This is a genomic window from Glycomyces rhizosphaerae (assembly GCF_042647865.1).
In the GTDB taxonomy this organism is placed as follows: Bacteria; Actinomycetota; Actinomycetes; order Mycobacteriales; family Micromonosporaceae; genus Glycomyces; species Glycomyces rhizosphaerae.
In genome coordinates, this window is the sequence record NZ_JBHRWO010000012.1 from 48,609 (window position 1) to 65,378 (window position 16,770).

The 16,770-nt window shown below is 69.6% G+C and carries 16 protein-coding genes and 1 pseudogene; 9 read left to right on the plus strand and 8 right to left on the minus strand.

The features are described 5' to 3' along the window. Position 1 precedes the first annotated feature (1 nt). The 4 genes from ACFO8M_RS14570 (at position 2) to ACFO8M_RS14585 (ending at position 3,864) form a co-directional block, all read left to right on the plus strand. Positions 2-1,180 (plus strand): 4-hydroxybenzoate 3-monooxygenase, encoded by a 1,179-nt coding sequence (locus ACFO8M_RS14570; RefSeq protein WP_387976609.1) that lies wholly within the window; start codon positions 2-4, stop codon positions 1,178-1,180. A 157-nt stretch (positions 1,181-1,337) separates the two neighbouring features. Beyond that, positions 1,338-2,237, plus strand: a complete 900-nt coding sequence (locus tag ACFO8M_RS14575) for an O-methyltransferase (protein ID WP_387976612.1) — start codon at positions 1,338-1,340, stop codon at positions 2,235-2,237. A gap of 428 nt (positions 2,238-2,665) precedes the next feature. Further along, entirely contained in the window at positions 2,666-3,190 is a 525-nt protein-coding gene (locus tag ACFO8M_RS14580) for a hypothetical protein (RefSeq protein ID WP_387976614.1), read from the plus strand. Between the two features lie 227 nt (positions 3,191-3,417). Further along, positions 3,418-3,864 carry a VOC family protein gene (locus ACFO8M_RS14585; protein ID WP_387976617.1) on the plus strand — a complete coding sequence of 149 codons (447 nt, stop codon included), beginning with the start codon at positions 3,418-3,420 and terminating at the stop codon, positions 3,862-3,864. A gap of 52 nt (positions 3,865-3,916) precedes the next feature. On the opposite strand, the pseudogene ACFO8M_RS14590 reads toward ACFO8M_RS14585, so the two are convergent. Both ACFO8M_RS14590 and ACFO8M_RS14595 read right to left on the minus strand, forming a co-directional pair. Continuing rightward, a pseudogene (locus tag ACFO8M_RS14590) lies at positions 3,917-4,039 on the minus strand (IMP dehydrogenase); the annotation flags it as partial. Between the two features lie 13 nt (positions 4,040-4,052). Continuing rightward, positions 4,053-4,934: an aldo/keto reductase gene (locus ACFO8M_RS14595; RefSeq protein WP_387976620.1), complete on the minus strand. Its 882-nt coding sequence runs from the start codon at positions 4,932-4,934 to the stop codon at positions 4,053-4,055. Between the two features lie 178 nt (positions 4,935-5,112). On the opposite strand from ACFO8M_RS14595, the gene ACFO8M_RS14600 reads away from it, so the two are divergent. Together ACFO8M_RS14600 and ACFO8M_RS14605 are read left to right on the plus strand one after the other, a co-directional pair. Next, positions 5,113-5,295, plus strand: coding sequence for a hypothetical protein (locus ACFO8M_RS14600; protein WP_387976623.1), 183 nt, complete (start codon positions 5,113-5,115; stop codon positions 5,293-5,295). Positions 5,296-5,502: 207 nt separating this feature from the next. Continuing rightward, complete coding sequence (locus ACFO8M_RS14605) at positions 5,503-5,961, plus strand: hypothetical protein (protein WP_387976625.1); 459 nt, start codon at positions 5,503-5,505, stop codon at positions 5,959-5,961. Positions 5,962-5,968: 7 nt separating this feature from the next. Here ACFO8M_RS14605 and ACFO8M_RS14610 read toward each other — a convergent pair whose 3' ends face one another. Next, positions 5,969-7,213, minus strand: a complete 1,245-nt coding sequence (locus ACFO8M_RS14610) for an endo-1,4-beta-xylanase (protein ID WP_387976628.1) — start codon at positions 7,211-7,213, stop codon at positions 5,969-5,971. Between the two features lie 168 nt (positions 7,214-7,381). Here ACFO8M_RS14610 and ACFO8M_RS14615 point away from each other — a divergent pair, with 168 nt between their 5' ends. Continuing rightward, complete coding sequence (locus ACFO8M_RS14615; RefSeq protein WP_387976631.1) at positions 7,382-8,932, plus strand: hypothetical protein; 1,551 nt, start codon at positions 7,382-7,384, stop codon at positions 8,930-8,932. Between the two features lie 11 nt (positions 8,933-8,943). Here ACFO8M_RS14615 and ACFO8M_RS14620 read toward each other — a convergent pair whose 3' ends face one another. Next, positions 8,944-9,888, minus strand: a complete 945-nt coding sequence (locus ACFO8M_RS14620) for an AraC family transcriptional regulator (protein ID WP_387976634.1) — start codon at positions 9,886-9,888, stop codon at positions 8,944-8,946. A gap of 73 nt (positions 9,889-9,961) precedes the next feature. Here ACFO8M_RS14620 and ACFO8M_RS14625 point away from each other — a divergent pair, with 73 nt between their 5' ends. Next, positions 9,962-10,975, plus strand: a complete 1,014-nt coding sequence (locus ACFO8M_RS14625) for an SDR family NAD(P)-dependent oxidoreductase (RefSeq protein WP_387976637.1) — start codon at positions 9,962-9,964, stop codon at positions 10,973-10,975. A gap of 24 nt (positions 10,976-10,999) precedes the next feature. Here ACFO8M_RS14625 and ACFO8M_RS14630 read toward each other — a convergent pair whose 3' ends face one another. Beyond that, a complete protein-coding gene (locus tag ACFO8M_RS14630) occupies positions 11,000-11,677 on the minus strand; it encodes a response regulator (RefSeq protein WP_387976640.1) in 678 nt (225 codons plus the stop codon). Then, positions 11,674-13,299: an ATP-binding protein gene (locus tag ACFO8M_RS14635; RefSeq protein WP_387976643.1), complete on the minus strand. Its 1,626-nt coding sequence runs from the start codon at positions 13,297-13,299 to the stop codon at positions 11,674-11,676. The genes ACFO8M_RS14630 and ACFO8M_RS14635 overlap by 4 nt, the downstream gene beginning before the upstream one ends. A gap of 109 nt (positions 13,300-13,408) precedes the next feature. Here ACFO8M_RS14635 and ACFO8M_RS14640 point away from each other — a divergent pair, with 109 nt between their 5' ends. After that, positions 13,409-14,776 carry a cation:dicarboxylate symporter family transporter gene (locus ACFO8M_RS14640; RefSeq protein WP_387976646.1) on the plus strand — a complete coding sequence of 456 codons (1,368 nt, stop codon included), beginning with the start codon at positions 13,409-13,411 and terminating at the stop codon, positions 14,774-14,776. 89 nt (positions 14,777-14,865) lie between these two features. Here the strand turns inward: ACFO8M_RS14640 and ACFO8M_RS14645 are convergent, their stop codons facing one another. Both ACFO8M_RS14645 and cseB read right to left on the minus strand, forming a co-directional pair. Further along, positions 14,866-16,083, minus strand: coding sequence for a sensor histidine kinase (locus tag ACFO8M_RS14645; protein ID WP_387976649.1), 1,218 nt, complete (start codon positions 16,081-16,083; stop codon positions 14,866-14,868). Further along, the gene (gene cseB, locus ACFO8M_RS14650; RefSeq protein ID WP_387976652.1) at positions 16,080-16,769 is read right to left on the minus strand and encodes a two-component system response regulator CseB; all 690 of its coding nucleotides are present in this window, start codon (positions 16,767-16,769) and stop codon (positions 16,080-16,082) included. The genes ACFO8M_RS14645 and cseB overlap by 4 nt, the downstream gene beginning before the upstream one ends. Position 16,770 lies beyond the last annotated feature (1 nt).

A 16,770-nucleotide genomic window follows, 5' to 3' on the forward strand; every position in this document is an offset into this window, starting at 1 on the left:
CATGCGGACCCGCATCGGCATCATCGGCGCCGGGCCGGCCGGCCTGCTGCTGGCCTGGCTGCTCCAGCGCCGCGGCATCGAGTCGGTGGTCCTGGAACGGCGCAGCCGCGAGCACTGCGAGCGGCGCGTCAGGGCCGGCGTCCTCGAACAGGGCACCGTCGACACGCTCGCCGAAGCGGGCCTCGGCGAGCGCCTGGCGGCCGAAGGCCATGTGCACCACGGCATCGAGCTGCGCTTCGGCGGTGCGGGGCACCGCATCCCGTTCGAGGAGCTCGTGCCCGGCCGCGCCATCACCGTCTACGGGCAGCAGGAGGTCGTCAAGGACCTCATCAAGGCGAACCTCGATGCGGGAGTGGATATCCGCTTCGAAGTCGAGGACGTCGCCATCGAAGACTTCGAGGACCGCCCCCGCCTGACGTTCGGCGGCGAACGCCTCGACTGCGACTTCATCGCGGGCTGCGACGGGTTCCACGGCATCGCGCGCGCTGCCGTCCCGCAGGACCGCGTCCGGATCTTCGAGAAGGCCTACCCGTTCGCCTGGCTCGGCGTCCTCGCGGACGTCCGGCCCTCAGCGAGCGAACTCGTCTACTCGGCCTCCGAACGCGGATTCTCGCTGCACAGCATGCGATCCGACACCGTCAGCCGCTTCTACCTCCAAGTGCCGCCCGAGACGAAGGCCGAAGACTGGACCCACGAGGCGATCTGGGCCGAGCTCAAGGCCCGGCACGAGACGGTGCCGGGCTTCACGCTCGACACCGACGGCCCCATCACCGCGGTGGACGTCGCGGTCATGCGCTCGTTCGTCGCCGAGCCGATGCGGTTCGGCAGGCTCTTCCTGGCGGGGGACGCGGCGCACATCGTCCCGCCCACGGGCGCAAAGGGCCTCAACCTCGCCGTGGCCGACATCCGCGTTCTGGCCCGGGCGCTGGGGGAGTACTACGCGAGCGGCAGCGAGGACCTCCTCGACCGCTACACCGAGATCTGCCTCCACCGGGTCTGGCGGGCGCAGCACTTCTCATGGTGGATGACGAACCTGCTGCACGCCTTCGCCGATGCGGACGCCTACGACCGCCGCCTCCAGCGGTCCAATCTGGAGTACGTGGTCCGATCGCGCGCCCAGGCGACGGCCCTCGCCGAGAACTACGTGGGGCTGCCCTACAGCACCGACGAGACCGGATAGGCAGAGCGGCGGCGGCGTTCCGGGTCGAACCGCGCAGTTCACCGCATGTTCAGGACTGCCTGTTAGCCTCGGCAATCGCCCCTGACCGGAGGTTGCCCGCGACGTCCGCGGGTACCTCGGTCTCCCGAACAGCACCTTCACGAGGCGGGCGATGAACATGAGGATTCCCTACCGAGCCATCGTCATCGGTGCCGCTGCCCTGGCAGTCGGCGCGTTGTGGCGGAACCAGCGACGGCGGGGCGCGGAGGTCTCCGAACTCACCGAGCGCTTCGCGCGGTTCCAGGAGATCCAGGAGGCCACCCGCGACGAGCTCGCATCGATGCCCAAGTCGAACCGGCTGCTGATGCGCGCATGGAGCCGTGTCGTCTACGCCGAAATCGAAGACCTCCTCGCCCTGTACCGGGACATCGGCCCTGACCAGGCGCTGCCTCCCATGCACGGGTGGGCGGCCGGACCGGATCTCGCCCGCTTCCTGTACCGGGAAGTGGTCGAGCACGGGCGCTCCGCGGTCCTCGAATGCGGTTCGGGGAGCACCACGGTGATCCTCGCCTACGCGTGCCGCACGATCGGCGCGGGACGGGTCGTCGCACTCGAGCACGATCCCAAGTTCGCTGCGGCCACAAGGAAAATGCTCGAGGAACGCGGGCTCACCAAGTGGGCCGAGGTCCGGGACGCCCCGCTCACCGAAGTGGGCGTGGGCGATGCGACCTGGCGCTGGTATGACCCGGCGAGCCTGGTAGACGGCCCGTTCGACCTGGTCCTGGTGGACGGACCGCCCGGCAGCACCGGGCCCGAGGCCCGCTATCCGGCCGTACCCGTGCTCTTGGACCGCCTCGCGGACGACGCGCTCGTGGTCCTCGACGACGCCAGGCGAGCCGACGAGCGCGCGATCGGCGACCGCTGGGTCGCCGAGTTCGACGGCTTCTCCCTCGAATGGCTCGACCACGACCACGGCACCCTACTGCTGCAACGAGGCACGGACGACACGGAGCCGTCCCGCCGGGCAGTGACGGCTCCCCGTCTTCCCCGAACCGAGCGGCCTGGTGAACGCCAATAGACTGCAGCTTCGAGCGCTGGTGACCGCACAGGCGATCGGCGGAGGAAGGTCGGGCCATGGTGAGTTTTCGCATCCTCGGAGTGCTCGAAGTCGGGACTCCCGAAGGCCCGGTGGCGATCCAGGGCCGCCACCCGCGGCTGCTGGCGATGCTGCTCGCCGAGGCGAACCATCTGGTGCCGACCGTACGGCTGGCCGCCGCGCTCTGGGACGACGGCCCGCCCTCGACCGCCGCGAGGCAGGTGCAGAACATCGCTGCGGCCCTTCGGCGTCAGCTCGGCCGGAGAGCGGCTGCGGAGCACCGGGTCCGGTTACCGGATCGATGTCGAGACGGACGAGCTCGACCTGCTCCGCTGCAAACGGGGCGAATACGCGGCGCTGGAGCACCGGGCGGCAGGGCGGCTGGCCGAAGCCGAAGGGGCGCTTGAACCATGCGCTCCGTACCACTCGTCACCGTGCCCACGACGCTCGCCGCACTGGCCTTCGCCTTGGCGGCGTGCAGCTTCGAAGCCACCGTCACCGGCGAAGAGGTGGCCGACGCCGCCGCGGACGCATTGGAGGAGCAGGTCGGCGATCAGCCTGAGATCGACTGCGGGGACGACTCGGTGACCGTCGCCGAAGGCAAAGAGGTCGACTCCGTGCTGACCGACCCGGCCACCGGTACGGAGTACGACGCGACCGTCACCATCACTGAGGCCGACGGTGCCGAGTGGAAGGCCGACGTCCAGGTCGCCGACGCCCCGATCGACGCCGAGGAGACCACCCCTGTCGAACCCAACCCGAGTCCAGCGCCGCGGAATCGCCGGAAGCGCACCAGACGGACCTCGTCACGGCGGATTCGATCGCCGAGGCGTCGGCCGATGCGTTGGAGAGCTCGTACGGGCAGCGCCCGGAGATCGACTGCGGCAAGTCCGAGTTCGAGCCCTACGAAGGCCGGATCATGTACTGCGATCTGACCGACGGTTCGACCTCAGGGGATTGAGGATCGCTGTCAATCGTCGATGAGCCCGGCATCAGTCGGGCACGGCTCGCACACGGCCGGTCCGTGCGACATGGACGGTGCGATGCGGCCTGTGCGGTGGTCTGCGTCACCTTCAGTGCGACGATGTCGAGAAGAGCCGGTCGGCTCCGTCCATCGGGTGAAGGGCCGCGAGAAGCGCAGCCCAGGAATGAGGAGGCAATCATGACGGTCTACCGGTTGGACCACACGGGCATCGTCGTCGAGGATCTCGCAGCCGCCATCGCGTTCTTCGTCGAGCTGGGCCTGGAACTGGAGGGCCAGGCGTCGGTCGAGGGCGCATGGGTGGACCGGCTCATCGCGCTGGACGACGCCAAGGCGGACATCGCGATGCTGCGAACCCCGGACGGCCACAGCCGGGTCGAGATCTCGACGTTCCAGCGGCCGGTGTCCACCGCCAAGGCGCCCTGGGCTCCGGTGAACGTCCCGGGCATCCCGCGCCTGACCTTCATGGTCGACAGCGTCGACGACACCTTCGACCGCCTGCGCCCCCACGGCGCCGAACTCGTGGGCGAGGTGACGGAGTACGAGGACATCTACCGGTACGGTTACTTCCGCGGCCCCGCCGGCGTCATCATCGGGCTGGTCCAGGAACTCCAGGCCAGTGCCTGACCGCCCGACAGTCAGCGGGCCGGGCCCGAGGCCCGGCCCGCGATTCGCGCGACTATGGAGCGATCATCACCTTGAGCGCCCGTCGGCTGTCCATGGCCGCGTAGCCCTCCGGCGTCTCGTCGTTGCCGATGGTGCGGTCGAAGACCTTGCCCGGGTTCACACTGCCGTCGAGCACCTTGATGATCCGGTCAGGCCTCGGGAATCGGGCGACCGAAGGTCTCGAGCGTGATGTCGGCGGGCTCGGGGCCGCCGCGGACGCCGGTGTCGAGCGCGTCGATCTCCCTGATCTGCGCGGCGGTGAGCTCGAAGTCGAAGACGTCGAAGTTCTCGGCGATGCGGTGCGCCTTGACCGACTTCGGGATCGCGGACCGTCCCTCTTGGAGGTGCCAGCGGAGCATGACCTGCGCCGGGCTCTTGCCGTGCGCCTCGGCGATCGCGGTGACGACCGGGTCGTCGAACGTGGACCCGGTACCGGTGTCGCGGTAGGAGGTGATGCCGCCTATCGGCGACCACGCCTGCGTCAGGACCCCGTTCGCCGCGTCGGCCTTCTGCACCTCGGGCTGGGTGAAGTACGGGTGGACCTCGACCTGGTTGACCGCCGGGACGACCCTTGCGCGATCCAGGAGCCGTTCGAGGTGGTCGGGCATGAAGTTCGAGACGCCGATCGCGCGGACCTTGCCGTCCGCGAGCAGCGTCTCCAGCGCCCGGTACGCGTCCAGGGTCTTGTCGAACGCGGTCGGCAGCGGCTGGTGCAGGATGAACAGGTCGATCTGCTCGACGCCGAGCTTCCCCGCGGACTTGTCGAAGGCGTGGAGGGTCTCGTGGTAGCCGTAGTCGGAGATCCAGACCTTCGTCTCGATGAAGACCTCGTCCCGGGCCAGACCGGAACTCAGGAGGGCCATGCCGACTTCGCGTTCGTTGCCGTACGCGGCGGCGGTGTCGATGTGGCGGTAGCCGACGCGCAGCGCCTCCTCCACCGATGCGACGGTCTCCTCGGGCGGGGTCTGGAAGACGCCGAAGCCCAAGGACGGCATGGTCACGTCGTTGTTCAACTGGATGTTCTCGTTCATGGAGCCGACGCTACCGACGATTTCGGCCGCTCGGGACGGACTGGCGTTACTTCCCTGCCCCGAGCCGGCCGGGTCGTTCGCGGCCCTGCCCAGCGGGGGTGTGGTCACTGCTCCAATCGTCCGCGGCGGTGGCGGCGAGGCTGCTTTCGGGGTGCATTCGCCCGATATTCTGTGGGGCGTGCCCCCCTCCTTTCTGCTCAGCGTCGACTTGGGAACCTCTCACGCGGTCGCCGTGCTCCGGTGGCCCGACGGCCGGACCCGGCCGCTCCTGTTCGACGGGCAGCCGGTCCTGCCCGTCGGCGTGTTCTGCGATGAAGCCGGGGAGCTCCACGTCGGCCGCGACGCGATCCGCCGAGCCTGAACACGCCGGACCTGGGAGGTCGACGGGGTCCCCGAGGCGGACTCGGTCCACGCCGCCGTCGTCGACGCCGAAGCGGCCGCATCGGTCGCGGTCACCGATGCCGAACGCACCCAGACGCTCGACCTCGCGTCCGGCGAGATCGCCGACCCGATTGCGGCCTATTACAACGGCGAGTCGGGCGAGCGGGTCTTCCACGTGTATGCCGAGATGAACCTGGAGTCGACCGACGGCGCATGGGAGATCATCGGCGCCAAAGTGGACGACGACTTCACCGTCACCAGATCGGCGTTCGACGAGGATGCCGGGTGGCAGTGCGAAGTGGAGGAGGCGGTCGTCACGGTCGTCTACGAGCACCTGCTGGAAGCGACCGAACGCGGGATCGACTGGCCCTCCGATCCGGAGCAGCAGCTCCGGATCGACCACTCCTCGGGGCTCATCGTCGCCCCGTCGGTCAGCTCCACTGAGGAACTGCGGGAGGAGGCCGACCCCAACGCGACGGGGGTGATCCAGACCTTCACCGTCACCTTCGTGGTCCCGGCCGACCTCCTCGAGATCCAGTTCTTCTTCGACATGCCCGACAGGATGTACGACCAGGCCCTGGACGTGTGGCTGTACGGCATCAGCGGCAACGAGGCCCAGTACAAGACGGTGGACTTCGCGGTCTAGCGACCGGTCAGGCGACGGCGACCGTCAGATGGACCTCCCCGGGTTCGTCGAGGCGGAACGCGACTTCGCGGCCTTCACAGGTGATGCGATAGTCGCCCAGGAAGCCGTTGAAGCGAAGGCGGCCTTCGGCATCGGTCGCGGTCGTCGTCGCGGGTGTGCCCCACTCCGTGTTGATGAGGTGGTGGAGGCGGTCGTAGGAGGGCTTCGGGCTGCCGTCGGCGCGGACGAAGCCGCCGGGCGCGCCGAGCCACATGCCGGCGTCGCCCATGCCCCAGTAGGTGACCGCTTCGACCGAGGGGTGCGCGAGCAGGGTCTTGTAGTGGCGTTCGATCTCGTCCGCTTGGCGGGCTTCGCCTTCGGGCGTGGAGGGCCAGGATTCGATCTGGTAGTCGTTGAGGTCCTCGATCTCGGACGGCATCGTGTGTCCTGAGAGGATGGTGGTCTCGGTGAAGTGGATCGGGAGACCATAGCGGGAGAAGCGTTCGAGGACGGCCTCGGTCTTCTCCTCGCCCCAGTAACCCTGGTGCATGTGGCTCTGCAGGCCCAGCACGTCGATCTTGATCCCGGCTTCGAGGACGCCTTCGATGAGGCATTCGTACGCCGCGGACATGTCGAAGTCGTTGAGCAGCAGGGTCGCGTTCGGGTTCGCTTCGCGCGCGGCGTCGAAGACCATGCGCACCATCGGGATGCGGCCGATGTCGCGGCACACGCGGGTGATGCCGTTGTCGTACTTGTCGAAGATCGGCATGATGACGACCTCGTTGATGACGTCCCACATGTCGATGGCGCCGGCGAAGTCGCCGACCTCGCGGGTGATGCGCTCGACCTGGGTCCGGGCGATCTCCTCGTTGTCGAGGTCGAGCAGCCAGGGCGCGGTGACGGTGTGCCAGGCGAGCGGGTGGCCCTTGACGGGGTGGCCGCGGTCGGCGAACCAGCGCGCCGTCTGGAGGAGCCGTTCGGTGTCGGGCTTGCCGCGCTCGGGTTCGAAACGGCCCCAATAGAAGGGGAGCGTGGCGAAGTTGAACAGGCCTTCCCATTGCGCGGCGGTGCGGGCCTCCTGCTCGGGGTCGGCGGCGGTGCCGTTGGCGAGGTCGATGAGCTCGAATCCGGTGCAGCCGAAGAGGAACTTGTGGCGGGTCTGCTCCAGCTCGACCTCGCGGCCGATGAGGGGCTCGCCGTCGAGGATGAGCGTGACCGTCGCGTCGGCGGAGCGGTGCCGCTCGATCCGAGCGTCAATGGAAGTTTCGGTCATTTGAGGTTCTCTTTTCATGAAAGTTTCGATGCGCTCTGTATTCCAGCAGTCCATCGACCTCAGGTCAAGAGCGGCGATCAGTCGCCTTCGCCGCCAAGGTCGGCCGGGACCGGTCCCGACCGACCACTGGTTCACTGCGGGAAGCAGATTGCACCGAGGAGGCCGCTCGTGAGGGACCTTGACGCCGACCGCAGGCCGGACGCGGTGACCGTGCTGCTCGGCAACCTCGCGTTGCCCGGCATCGGTTACCTGCTGCTGCGTCGCCACGTGTTCGCCGCCGTCGCGATCGTCGGCACGGCACTGGTCGCGCTGGCCGTGTTCCTCTCGCCGGGCAGCGGGTTCGTGCCGGTCCTGCTGGTGGTCTGGTGGTCGGGCATCGCGATCCACACGGTGGTCGCGGCGCGCGGTCGGTCGGCCCTCCGTTCGGCACCAGGGCGGCGTGCTTCCGCGTGGCTGTCGCGGTCGGGAGCGCTCGGGTTGATGGTGGTCGTGCTCGTCATGATCTCGGCGGTGCGGTCGGACGCCACGTCCATTCTGGAGAGTGCGACTGATGCGCATCGGAGCGGCGACTGCGAAGCGGCGCAGTCGATCCTGGACCGACTCGACAATGCCCACACGCTGGTCGCCGGGCAGACCGTCGTGGACGCCTCCGTGCAATGGGAGGCCTGCGAGGTCCTGCGCGAAGCGCTGGGAGAGGAGGAGCCACTGGGAGTCGTCGGAGGGCTGGACGACTACATCGTCGAGCCCGGCGCCGTCTGGGAGGAGGCCTGGCTCGAGCGCGCGCGGCTCCTGCTCGACCTGGCCGTGCAGATCCCCATGGACCGCGAGGACTACGCCGGGCCGGGCTTCGCGTATCTGTCGCAGGCCCTCGCGGCAGTTCCGTCGCAGTCGGAGCGGGTGCGGGCGGCGGCCACCGAATTCCTGGCCGCGATCGACGCCCTCGGCGTCAGCTGCTGGTCCGCGGACATGTACGTCTTCCTCTCGGACAGGGGCGATACCGAACCGGAACTCGCCGAGCCGCTCGCGGCCTTCGGGGAGCTCGTGCCCGAACGGCTCCTGGCCTGCGCGCGGGAGCAGACCGAGGGCGAGGACCCCGCCTCTGCGTTCTACGAGGACGACCTCGCCGACGCCATTGCGCGCTACGAGGAGTTCCTGACCGCCTATCCCGACCACGAGCTCTTCGCCACGGCTGAGCAGGAACTCGCCGACGTGGAGTCCGAACTCACCGCCTTCCTGGCCGAGAAGGCGAGCCAAGAGGTCCGGGCCCGCGTCGAGTCGGGGAGCTACTGCGGCAGCGGCGGCGCGTACCTCGACGCCGAACCCTACGACGGCGACGCTTCGGACTCGATGTTCGTCGAAGGCGGCGACAATGTGGAGGCGGCGCTGCCTTCGAGTCTCGCCGCCGACAACGTCGATGAAGTGTCGCTGGTGATGTGCGTGGACGGCCAGGGGCAGGGCGCGGTGATCGACACGTGCGAGTACGACGTCATCGGGTCTCCGGGCACCGAGACGATCGACCTGCTCGGCCACGAGTACTCGGTCGAGGTCTACGAGCTCGCGACGGGGGAGTTGATCGAGGAGTACACCGCGAAGACCGGTGGGGACTGCCCGTTCAGTGTCGAGTGCACCTCGTACAACTACACGGTGGTGACCTGCCCGGACACGGTCGACGCCACCAACGAACGAAACGATTTCGGCGACATCTTCGACCGGTGGTGACCGCGCGGTCGCTAAGGCGACACGAACGCTGCGCCCACTGAGGACTCGGCGCGCACCCGGTTCCGGTAGCGCAGTGGGGACTCGCCCACCTCGCGCTTGAACGCGGTGCTGAACGCGCTCTCCGAGCCGTAGCCCAGTTCGAACGCCAACGCCCCGATCCGGGCGTCGCCGTCGCGGAGCGCCCGCTGCGCCAAGAGCATCCGCCAGCGGTTGAGGTAGGTCAGCGGCGGCAGGCCCGACACCGTCCGGAAGCGCTCGGCGAACGAGGTGCGCGACATCGCCGCGGCGTGCGCCAGTTCCTCGAGGCCCCAAGCCTTTCCAGGCTCGGCATGCATGAGGCTCAAGGCCGGGCGCAACCGCTCGTCGGTCAGGACCCGGAGCCATCCGGCGGGGAGTTCGGCCTGATGCACATAAGCGCGAAGCACATCGAGCAGGAGCAGCTGCCCGTACTGCCGGATCGCGAACGCCGAACCCATCCGGTTCCCGCTCACCTCCTCGAACAGCCGGTCGAGACTGCCGTGCAGGTTGGACTCGGCGGCGACCGACGCCCGCACGTGCGCGACCGGCGGCAGCGCCTGCAGCAGGAGCGTCCGACCGGCCGGGTTGAGGTCGATGCGGCCGCCGAGGAGGACGTCGTCGACGCCGCGGTCGGCGCCCGAGAAGCGGAGGTCGTTCTCCTCGGGCAGGATCTCGCGGCGCGGCCCGTTGCCGGTGCCGCCCTCGACGTTCAGCCAGGACCGTCCGTTGAGGATGACGACATCGCCGGGCTCGAGGTCGATCGGCCCCTCGATCCCGTCGGTGGTCAACCGGGCCCGGCCGCCGACCATCGCGAAGAACTTCAGCCGCTCGCTGATGTCCCCGCAGGACCGCCACAGGCCCCGTACCGCGAAGCCGCCGGAGATCACGCCGCGGACCTCGACGAGATCGAACACTTCCGAGAGATGGTCAACGCTCATCTCCGTACTCTCGCGCAAAAAACACGGACTGGCAACCATTCAGGATCCGGGATTCCGAACGCAGACTGGTGCCATGGCACAGCAACAGCACCCGATCGGGACCGGATTCACCGCCGCGTCCACCGCAGACGACGTCCTCAAGGGCATCGACCTCTCCGGCAAGCAGGTCATCGTCACCGGCGGCCACGTCGGCATCGGCTTCGAGACCACCCGCGCGCTCAGCAAGGCCGGGGCCGCCGTCACGGTCCTCACCCGCAATCCCGAACGCGCCGCCGAGTCGCTCGTCGGCATCGACCGCGTCGAGGTCGACCGGTTGGACCTTCTCGACCCGGCGTCGATCGAAGCGTTCGCCGCCCGCTTCCGCGACTCCGGCCGACCGCTCCACATCCTGGTCAACAACGCCGGGATCATGGGCGGCCGGTTGAGCCGCGACGCGCGCGGCTACGAGTCGCAGTTCGCGACCAACCACCTCGGCCACTTCCACCTGACGCTGGGCCTGCTGCCCGCATTGCGCGCCGCGGGAGGCGCCCGGGTCGTCAACGTGTCGTCCGGTGCCCAGCGGCACGGCCCGATCCGTTGGGACGACCCGAACTTCACCACCGGCGGATACGACCCGATGGCCGGCTACGCCCAGTCCAAGGCCGCCAACGTCCTGTTCGCCGTCGAGCTGGACCGGCGCTGGTCCGCGGAGGGGATCCGCGGCTACGCCGTGCACCCGGGCGTCATCGCGGGCACGAGCCTGGGGCCGCTCTCCAAAGAGGACGACGCCGTGGCGTTCACCGACGAGCAGCTGCGGGAGATGGGCCTGATCGACGCCGCCGGGCGGCCGGTCATCGACCCCGACCGCGGGTTCAAGACGGCGCCGCAGGGCGCCAGCACCAGCGTGTTCGCGGCGACCAGCCCGCTGCTCGCCGACATCGGCGGCGTCTACCTGTGCGACAACGAGATCTCGAAGTTGGACACCGCGACGCCGATCGCCTTCAGCGACGCCGACGGGGTGGTCCTGGCCGATGTCGTGCCGCACTCCGTCGATCCCGAAGGGGCGAAGCGCCTGTGGGAACTCAGCGAGCGGCTGCTCAGCGACTGACGATGAGGCCGTCGGCCGCCGGGCTCAGCGCCTGACGAGGACGTACCAGACCTCGGGGCGGCCGACGCTGCCGTAGTGCGGGCGGCGCTGGGCGATGCCGTTCTCCGCCAAGTACTCCAGATAGCGGCGCGCGGTGACCCGCGCGATCCCCACCGTCGTCGCGATGGCCGCGGCGGACAGGCCGTCGGGCGCATCGGCGAGCGCGGCGTTGATCGAATCCAATGTGGATGCGCTCAGGCCCTTCGGCAGCGGCCCGTGGCCCGGCGTGCGCAGCTCGGACAGCATCCGGTCCACATCGGTCTGTCCGCCGACCTCGCCGGGCTGCACCACCTGCTCCCGCCATGCCGCGTACGTTTCGAGCTTCCCCCGCAGCGTCGCGAACGTGAACGGCTTGAGCAGGTACTGCATGACACCGGAGGACACGGCCGCCCGGACGACGGAGAGGTCGCGCGCCGAGGTCACGGCGATCACGTCCACCGGGGCGCTGGCGGCCCGCAGCGCCGCGCACACCGCCAGGCCATGCGTGTCGGGCAGGTAGAAGTCCAGCAGGACCAGGTCGACCGGGTGGCGGGAGCAGAACCGGATGGCGTCGTTGCCCGAATGCACCACGCCGGCCACCGTGAACCCGGCGACGCGCTCGACGTACGCCCGGTGGGCTTCGGCGGCCACCAGGTCGTCTTCGACCACGAGTACGCGGATCATCGGCTAGACGATATCGGTAGCCGGATGGTGAACACGGCGCCGCCGTCCTCGGAAGGACTGCCGTCGTCTGAGGCGCTGTCGTCGTCGCCGTTGGCGACGATGACGGTGCCGCCGTAGCGGCGCACGGCCTGCCCGACGAGGGCCAGCCCCAGCCCGCGCCCGGTCTCGACGGCCGGTTTCGTCGACCACCCCCGGCGGAAGATCGCCGCCTCCTCCACGACGCCGGGACCGGAATCGGCGACGCGGACGAACAGCTCGCCCGGCTCCGTCCTCACCGTGACCACGACCTTCGGGGAGCGCTCGGCCGCATGCTCAACGGCCGCATCCATAGCGTTGTCGATGAGGTTGCCCAGGATCGTGATCAGGTCGCGCGCATCGACCTCAGCGCCGGTGTCCTGCAAGGCCGTGTCCGCGGTCAGCACCAGATCCACCCCGCGCTCGCTGGCCTCGCTCAACTTGCCGAGCAGCAGCGCCGCCAGCACCGGCTCGGACACCGAGCCGACGACCCGGTCGGTGAGCTGCTGCGCGGTCTCCAGCTCCGCGGTCGCCAGCGCGAGGGCCCGGTCGACATGGCCCAGCTCGATCAGCGAGATCACGGCGTGCAGCCGGTTCGCCGACTCGTGCGCCTGGGAGCGCAGCGACTCGGCGAATCCGCGCACCGTGTCGAGCTCCCCGGTCAGGTTCTGCAGCTCGGTGTGGTCCCGCAGCGTGACCGCGTTGCCCATGGACTGGTCTCCCGAGCGCACGGGCACCGAGTTCACCAGCAGCAGCCGGGTGTCGGTCAGGTGGAGCTCGTCGCTGCGCGGCTCGGACGAGGTGAACGCCGCCGCGAGATCATCGGCGAGGCCGAGTTCCCCGACCGGCGTACCCCGGACGTCGGCGGGCAGCCCGAGCAGGTCGTGCGCCGCGTCGTTGCACAGCACGACGCGGCCGTCTCGGCCGACCAGGACGAGTCCTTCCCGGACCGAGTGCAGGATCGCCTGGTAGTACTCGAACATGTCGCGCAGCTCCCCGGGCGCGGCGCCGCGGGTCTGGCGGCTCAACCGCTTGCTCACCAGGTAGCTGCCGGCGACGCCGACGACGAGCACGCCGGCGGCCACCGCGGCCAGCGGCTGGAGCCGCTCGTTCAGCTCGGCCGAGATCGCCTCGATCGTGATCCCCACGGCCACAAGGGCAACGACGTCGCCGCCCTCTCCGAAGACGGGCACGACCGCGCGCATCGACGGCCCCAGCGTCCCGGTGTAGGTCTCGGTGTACGCCTCACCGGCAAGCGCCGGTTCGAAGTTGCCGATGAAGGGCTCGCCGATCCGGGCGGGGTCGGGGTGCGTGAACCGGATGCCGTCCGGGTCCATGATCGTGATGAAGTCGACCCCGGTATCGGCCCTGACCTGTTCGGCGAACGGCTGCAGGTCGCGGCTGGGATCGGGGGTCGCCAGCGCGGCGGTCAGGCTCGGCGAGTCGGCCACGGTCTCGGCGACCGCGGTGACCCGCTCGCGCGCGTTGTCGTCGGTCGCCCGCCCGGCATCGACGTAGGCCAATGCCATCCCGGCGCCCACGAGCAGGACGACCAGGACGAGCTGCAGCACGAGGAGCTGCCGGGCCAGGGTCCATGGTTGCTTCACACCCCAGTTGTACACGTGCCGATCACAAGACCGTAATGAACAGAATCGTGACTGGCTTCACAAGGGGATGGACACTTTCGTCATTGTCCACATCCCTTAGGAGACGAAGATGTCTACGCCACCGCCCCCGAAACGCCGCGATCGCACGCATTACCTCTACCTCGCCGTCATCGTCGCCGTAGTCCTCGGCATCCTGGTCGGCTTCGTGTTCCCCGAAGTCGCCGTGCAGCTCAAACCGCTCGGCACCGGATTCGTCGCGCTCATCAAGATGATGATCATCCCGATCATCTTCTGCACGATCGTCATCGGGATCGGCTCGGTCGCCAAGGCCGCGAGCGTCGGCAAGGTCGGGCTCATCGCCTTGGGCTACTTCCTGCTGATGTCGACCTTCGCGCTGGCCATCGGCCTGGTCGTCGGCAACATCCTGAACCCGGGCTCGGGCATGAACCTCGACCCGGAGGCGGTGTCCGAGGCGCAGGCGAAGGCGGCGGAAGGCGGCGGCGGTACCACCGTCGACTTCCTGCTCGGCATCATCCCCGAGAGCCTGGTCTCCGCGTTCACCGGAGGCTCGGTGCTGCAGGCGCTGCTGGTGGCGCTGCTCGCCGGGTTCGCCCTCCAGAAGATGGGCCCTGCCGGGGAGCCGATCCTGCGCGGCATCGGGCACCTGCAGAAGCTGGTCTTCCGCGTCCTCGCGATGATCATGTGGGTGGCGCCGATCGGCGCGTTCGGCGCGATCGCGGCCGTGGTCGGCGAGACCGGCTGGGACGCGTTGAAGAGCCTCGCGGTGATCATGTTCGGCTTCTACGCGACCTGCCTGCTGTTCGTCTTCGGCATCCTGGGCGCCGTCCTGTGGTTCGGGGCGCAGATCAACATCTTCAAGCTGCTGCGCTACCTCGGCCGGGAGTTCCTGCTGATCGTGTCGACCTCCTCCTCGGAGTCGGCGCTGCCGCGGCTGATCGCCAAGATGGAGCACCTGGGCGTGAGCAAGCCCGTCGTCGGCATCACCGTCCCGACCGGCTACTCGTTCAACCTGGACGGCACCGCGATCTACCTGACGATGGCGACGCTGTTCATCGCCACCGCGCAGGGCCAGCCGCTCGGCCTCGCCGAGCAGATCTCGCTGCTGGTCTTCATGATCATCGCCTCCAAGGGGGCCGCGGGGGTCAGCGGCGCCGGGATCGCGACGCTGGCCGGCGGCCTGCAGTCGCACCGGCCCGAGCTGGTCGACGGCGTCGGCTTCATCCTCGGCATCGACCGGTTCATGTCGGAGGCGCGGGCGCTGACCAACTTCGCGGGCAACGCCGTCGCGACCGTGCTCATCGGGAACTGGACGAAGGAGTTCAACCGCGACCAGGCGAGCCGGGTGCTCGCGGGGGACCAGCCGTTCAACGAGGCCACCTTGGTGGACGACCACATGCCTGCCGCGGAGCCGGAGCCTCCCAAGACGCCGGCCCCCAGGGAATCGGTCTCCATCTGATCGATCATGAGCGAGGTGGTGCCCCGGCCGGGACACCACCTCGACTTTTCTTGTCTCCGTGAACGGTCGAGTCGAGGGGGCGACAGCGCTCAGCTCGACGATCCCGGCGCGAGGTCTACTGTGGTGAGTGCGCCGCCTTCCGGTGGGTTGGCGAGTTCGAGCCGGGCGCCGAGGACCCGGGCCTGGCCGAGGGCGATGGTGAGGCCGAGGCCGTGCCCGCCGTTGTCCTCCGGGCCCATGCGGAACCGGATCGGCCCGTCGCGGAGCACCGCTTCGGGGAAGCCGGGACCGCGGTCGCGGACGCTGATGCGGGGACCGTCGACCTCGACGAGCACCGGAGGGGCGCCGTGCCGGACCGCGTTGGCGACCAGGTTGACCAGGATCCGCTCGAGCCGGCGGGGATCGGTTTCGAGGACCGCGTCCGCGACGACGCGCACTCGGACCTCCGGTCCATAGGCGGCCACGCGGTGGGCGGTGAACTCGGCGACGGCCACGGGCGTCAGGTCGGCGGTCTCGTTGTCGGTGTCCAGGCGCGCCACTTCGAGGACGTCTTCGACCAGGGCGCGCAATGCGCGGACGCGGTCGCGGACCAATTCGGACGGGCGGCCCGGCGGCAGGAGTTCGGCGGCCGTGTTGAGCCCGGTGATCGGGGTTCGCAGCTCATGGGCGATGTCGGCGGTGACCCGCCGCTCGGCCTCCAGCCTGGCCTGCAGGGCGTCGGCCATGGCGTCGATCGCCTGCGCCAGTTCGGCGGCCTCGTCGCGCGACCTGCCGCCGATGGCGGCGCTCACCCGCGTGGAGCGGTCCCCCTCGGCCACGCGGCCCGCGGCCGCGGCGGCCCGGCGCAGGCGCTTCGACATGCGAGCGCCGATCAGGACCCCTGACCCCGCTCCGGCCGCGACGACCGCCGCCGCACCGGTCACCAGCACCCGGTCCAGCGACGCGAGCGAGTCGAGGCGGTCCTCGTAGGTGTCGCGCAGCGACAGGATCCGCCCGTCGCCGACCGGCGCGGCCGCCCAGACGTGGGCACCGTCCCCGGTGTCCTCGATCAGGGTCGCCGTCCGGCCGCCCTCGACCGCGGTCAGCAGGCCTACGGGCAGATCCGGGTCGTCCAGGACGCCGCCGAGCGCGGCCTGCCCGGTGCGGTCGAACTCGCGCATCACCAGTGCGATCCGCTCCTCCTGGACTTCGCGGGCCTCGTCGGCGAGGCGGTGGGCGAAGGCGAAATGCACGATGAGGCTGAGCGCCACCGCCACGAGGACGCTCACCAGCGTGATCGTGGCGGTGATCTTCCAGCGCAAGGTCATCGGACGTCACCGAGGAGCTTGTAGCCGAAGCCGCGCACGGTCTCGATGCGGTCGGCGCCGATCTTGTTCCGCAGCCTCTGGACGTGCACGTCGACGACCCGGCTGTCGCCGCCCCACTGGTAGTTCCAGACGCTCTCAAGGAGGATGTCGCGGCTGAGCACGGTCCCCGGCGATGCGGCGAAGCGCAGCAGCAGCCGCATCTCGGTCGGGGTGAGGGCCACGGGCTCGCCGTCGCGCACCACCCGCACACCGTCCGGGTCGACCTCCACGGTTCCGAACCGCAGCGGCCCGGTCCGCCCGCCCTCGGCCGGCGACGGGGTCTCCGTGCGGCGCAGTGCAGCGCGGATGCGGGCGGTCAGCACGGCGCTGTCGAAGGGCTTGGTGATGTAGTCGTCGGCGCCGGCCTCCAGCCCGACCACGACGTCGACGGGGTCGTCGCGGGCCGACAGCATGATCACCGGGACGAGGCTGTGCTCGCGGATGCGGCGGCACAGGCTGACCCCGTTCATGCCCGGCAGCATCACGTCGAGCAGCGCCACGTCCGGCTGCACGGCGAAGAACGCGTCCAGGCCGGCCCTGCCGTCCGCCGCCACGGAGACCCGGAATCCGTCGCGCTCCAGACTCAGCTGCGTGGCCTCCCGGATCACGTCGTCGTCCTCGACGAACAGCACGTGCGCCCGCTCCACC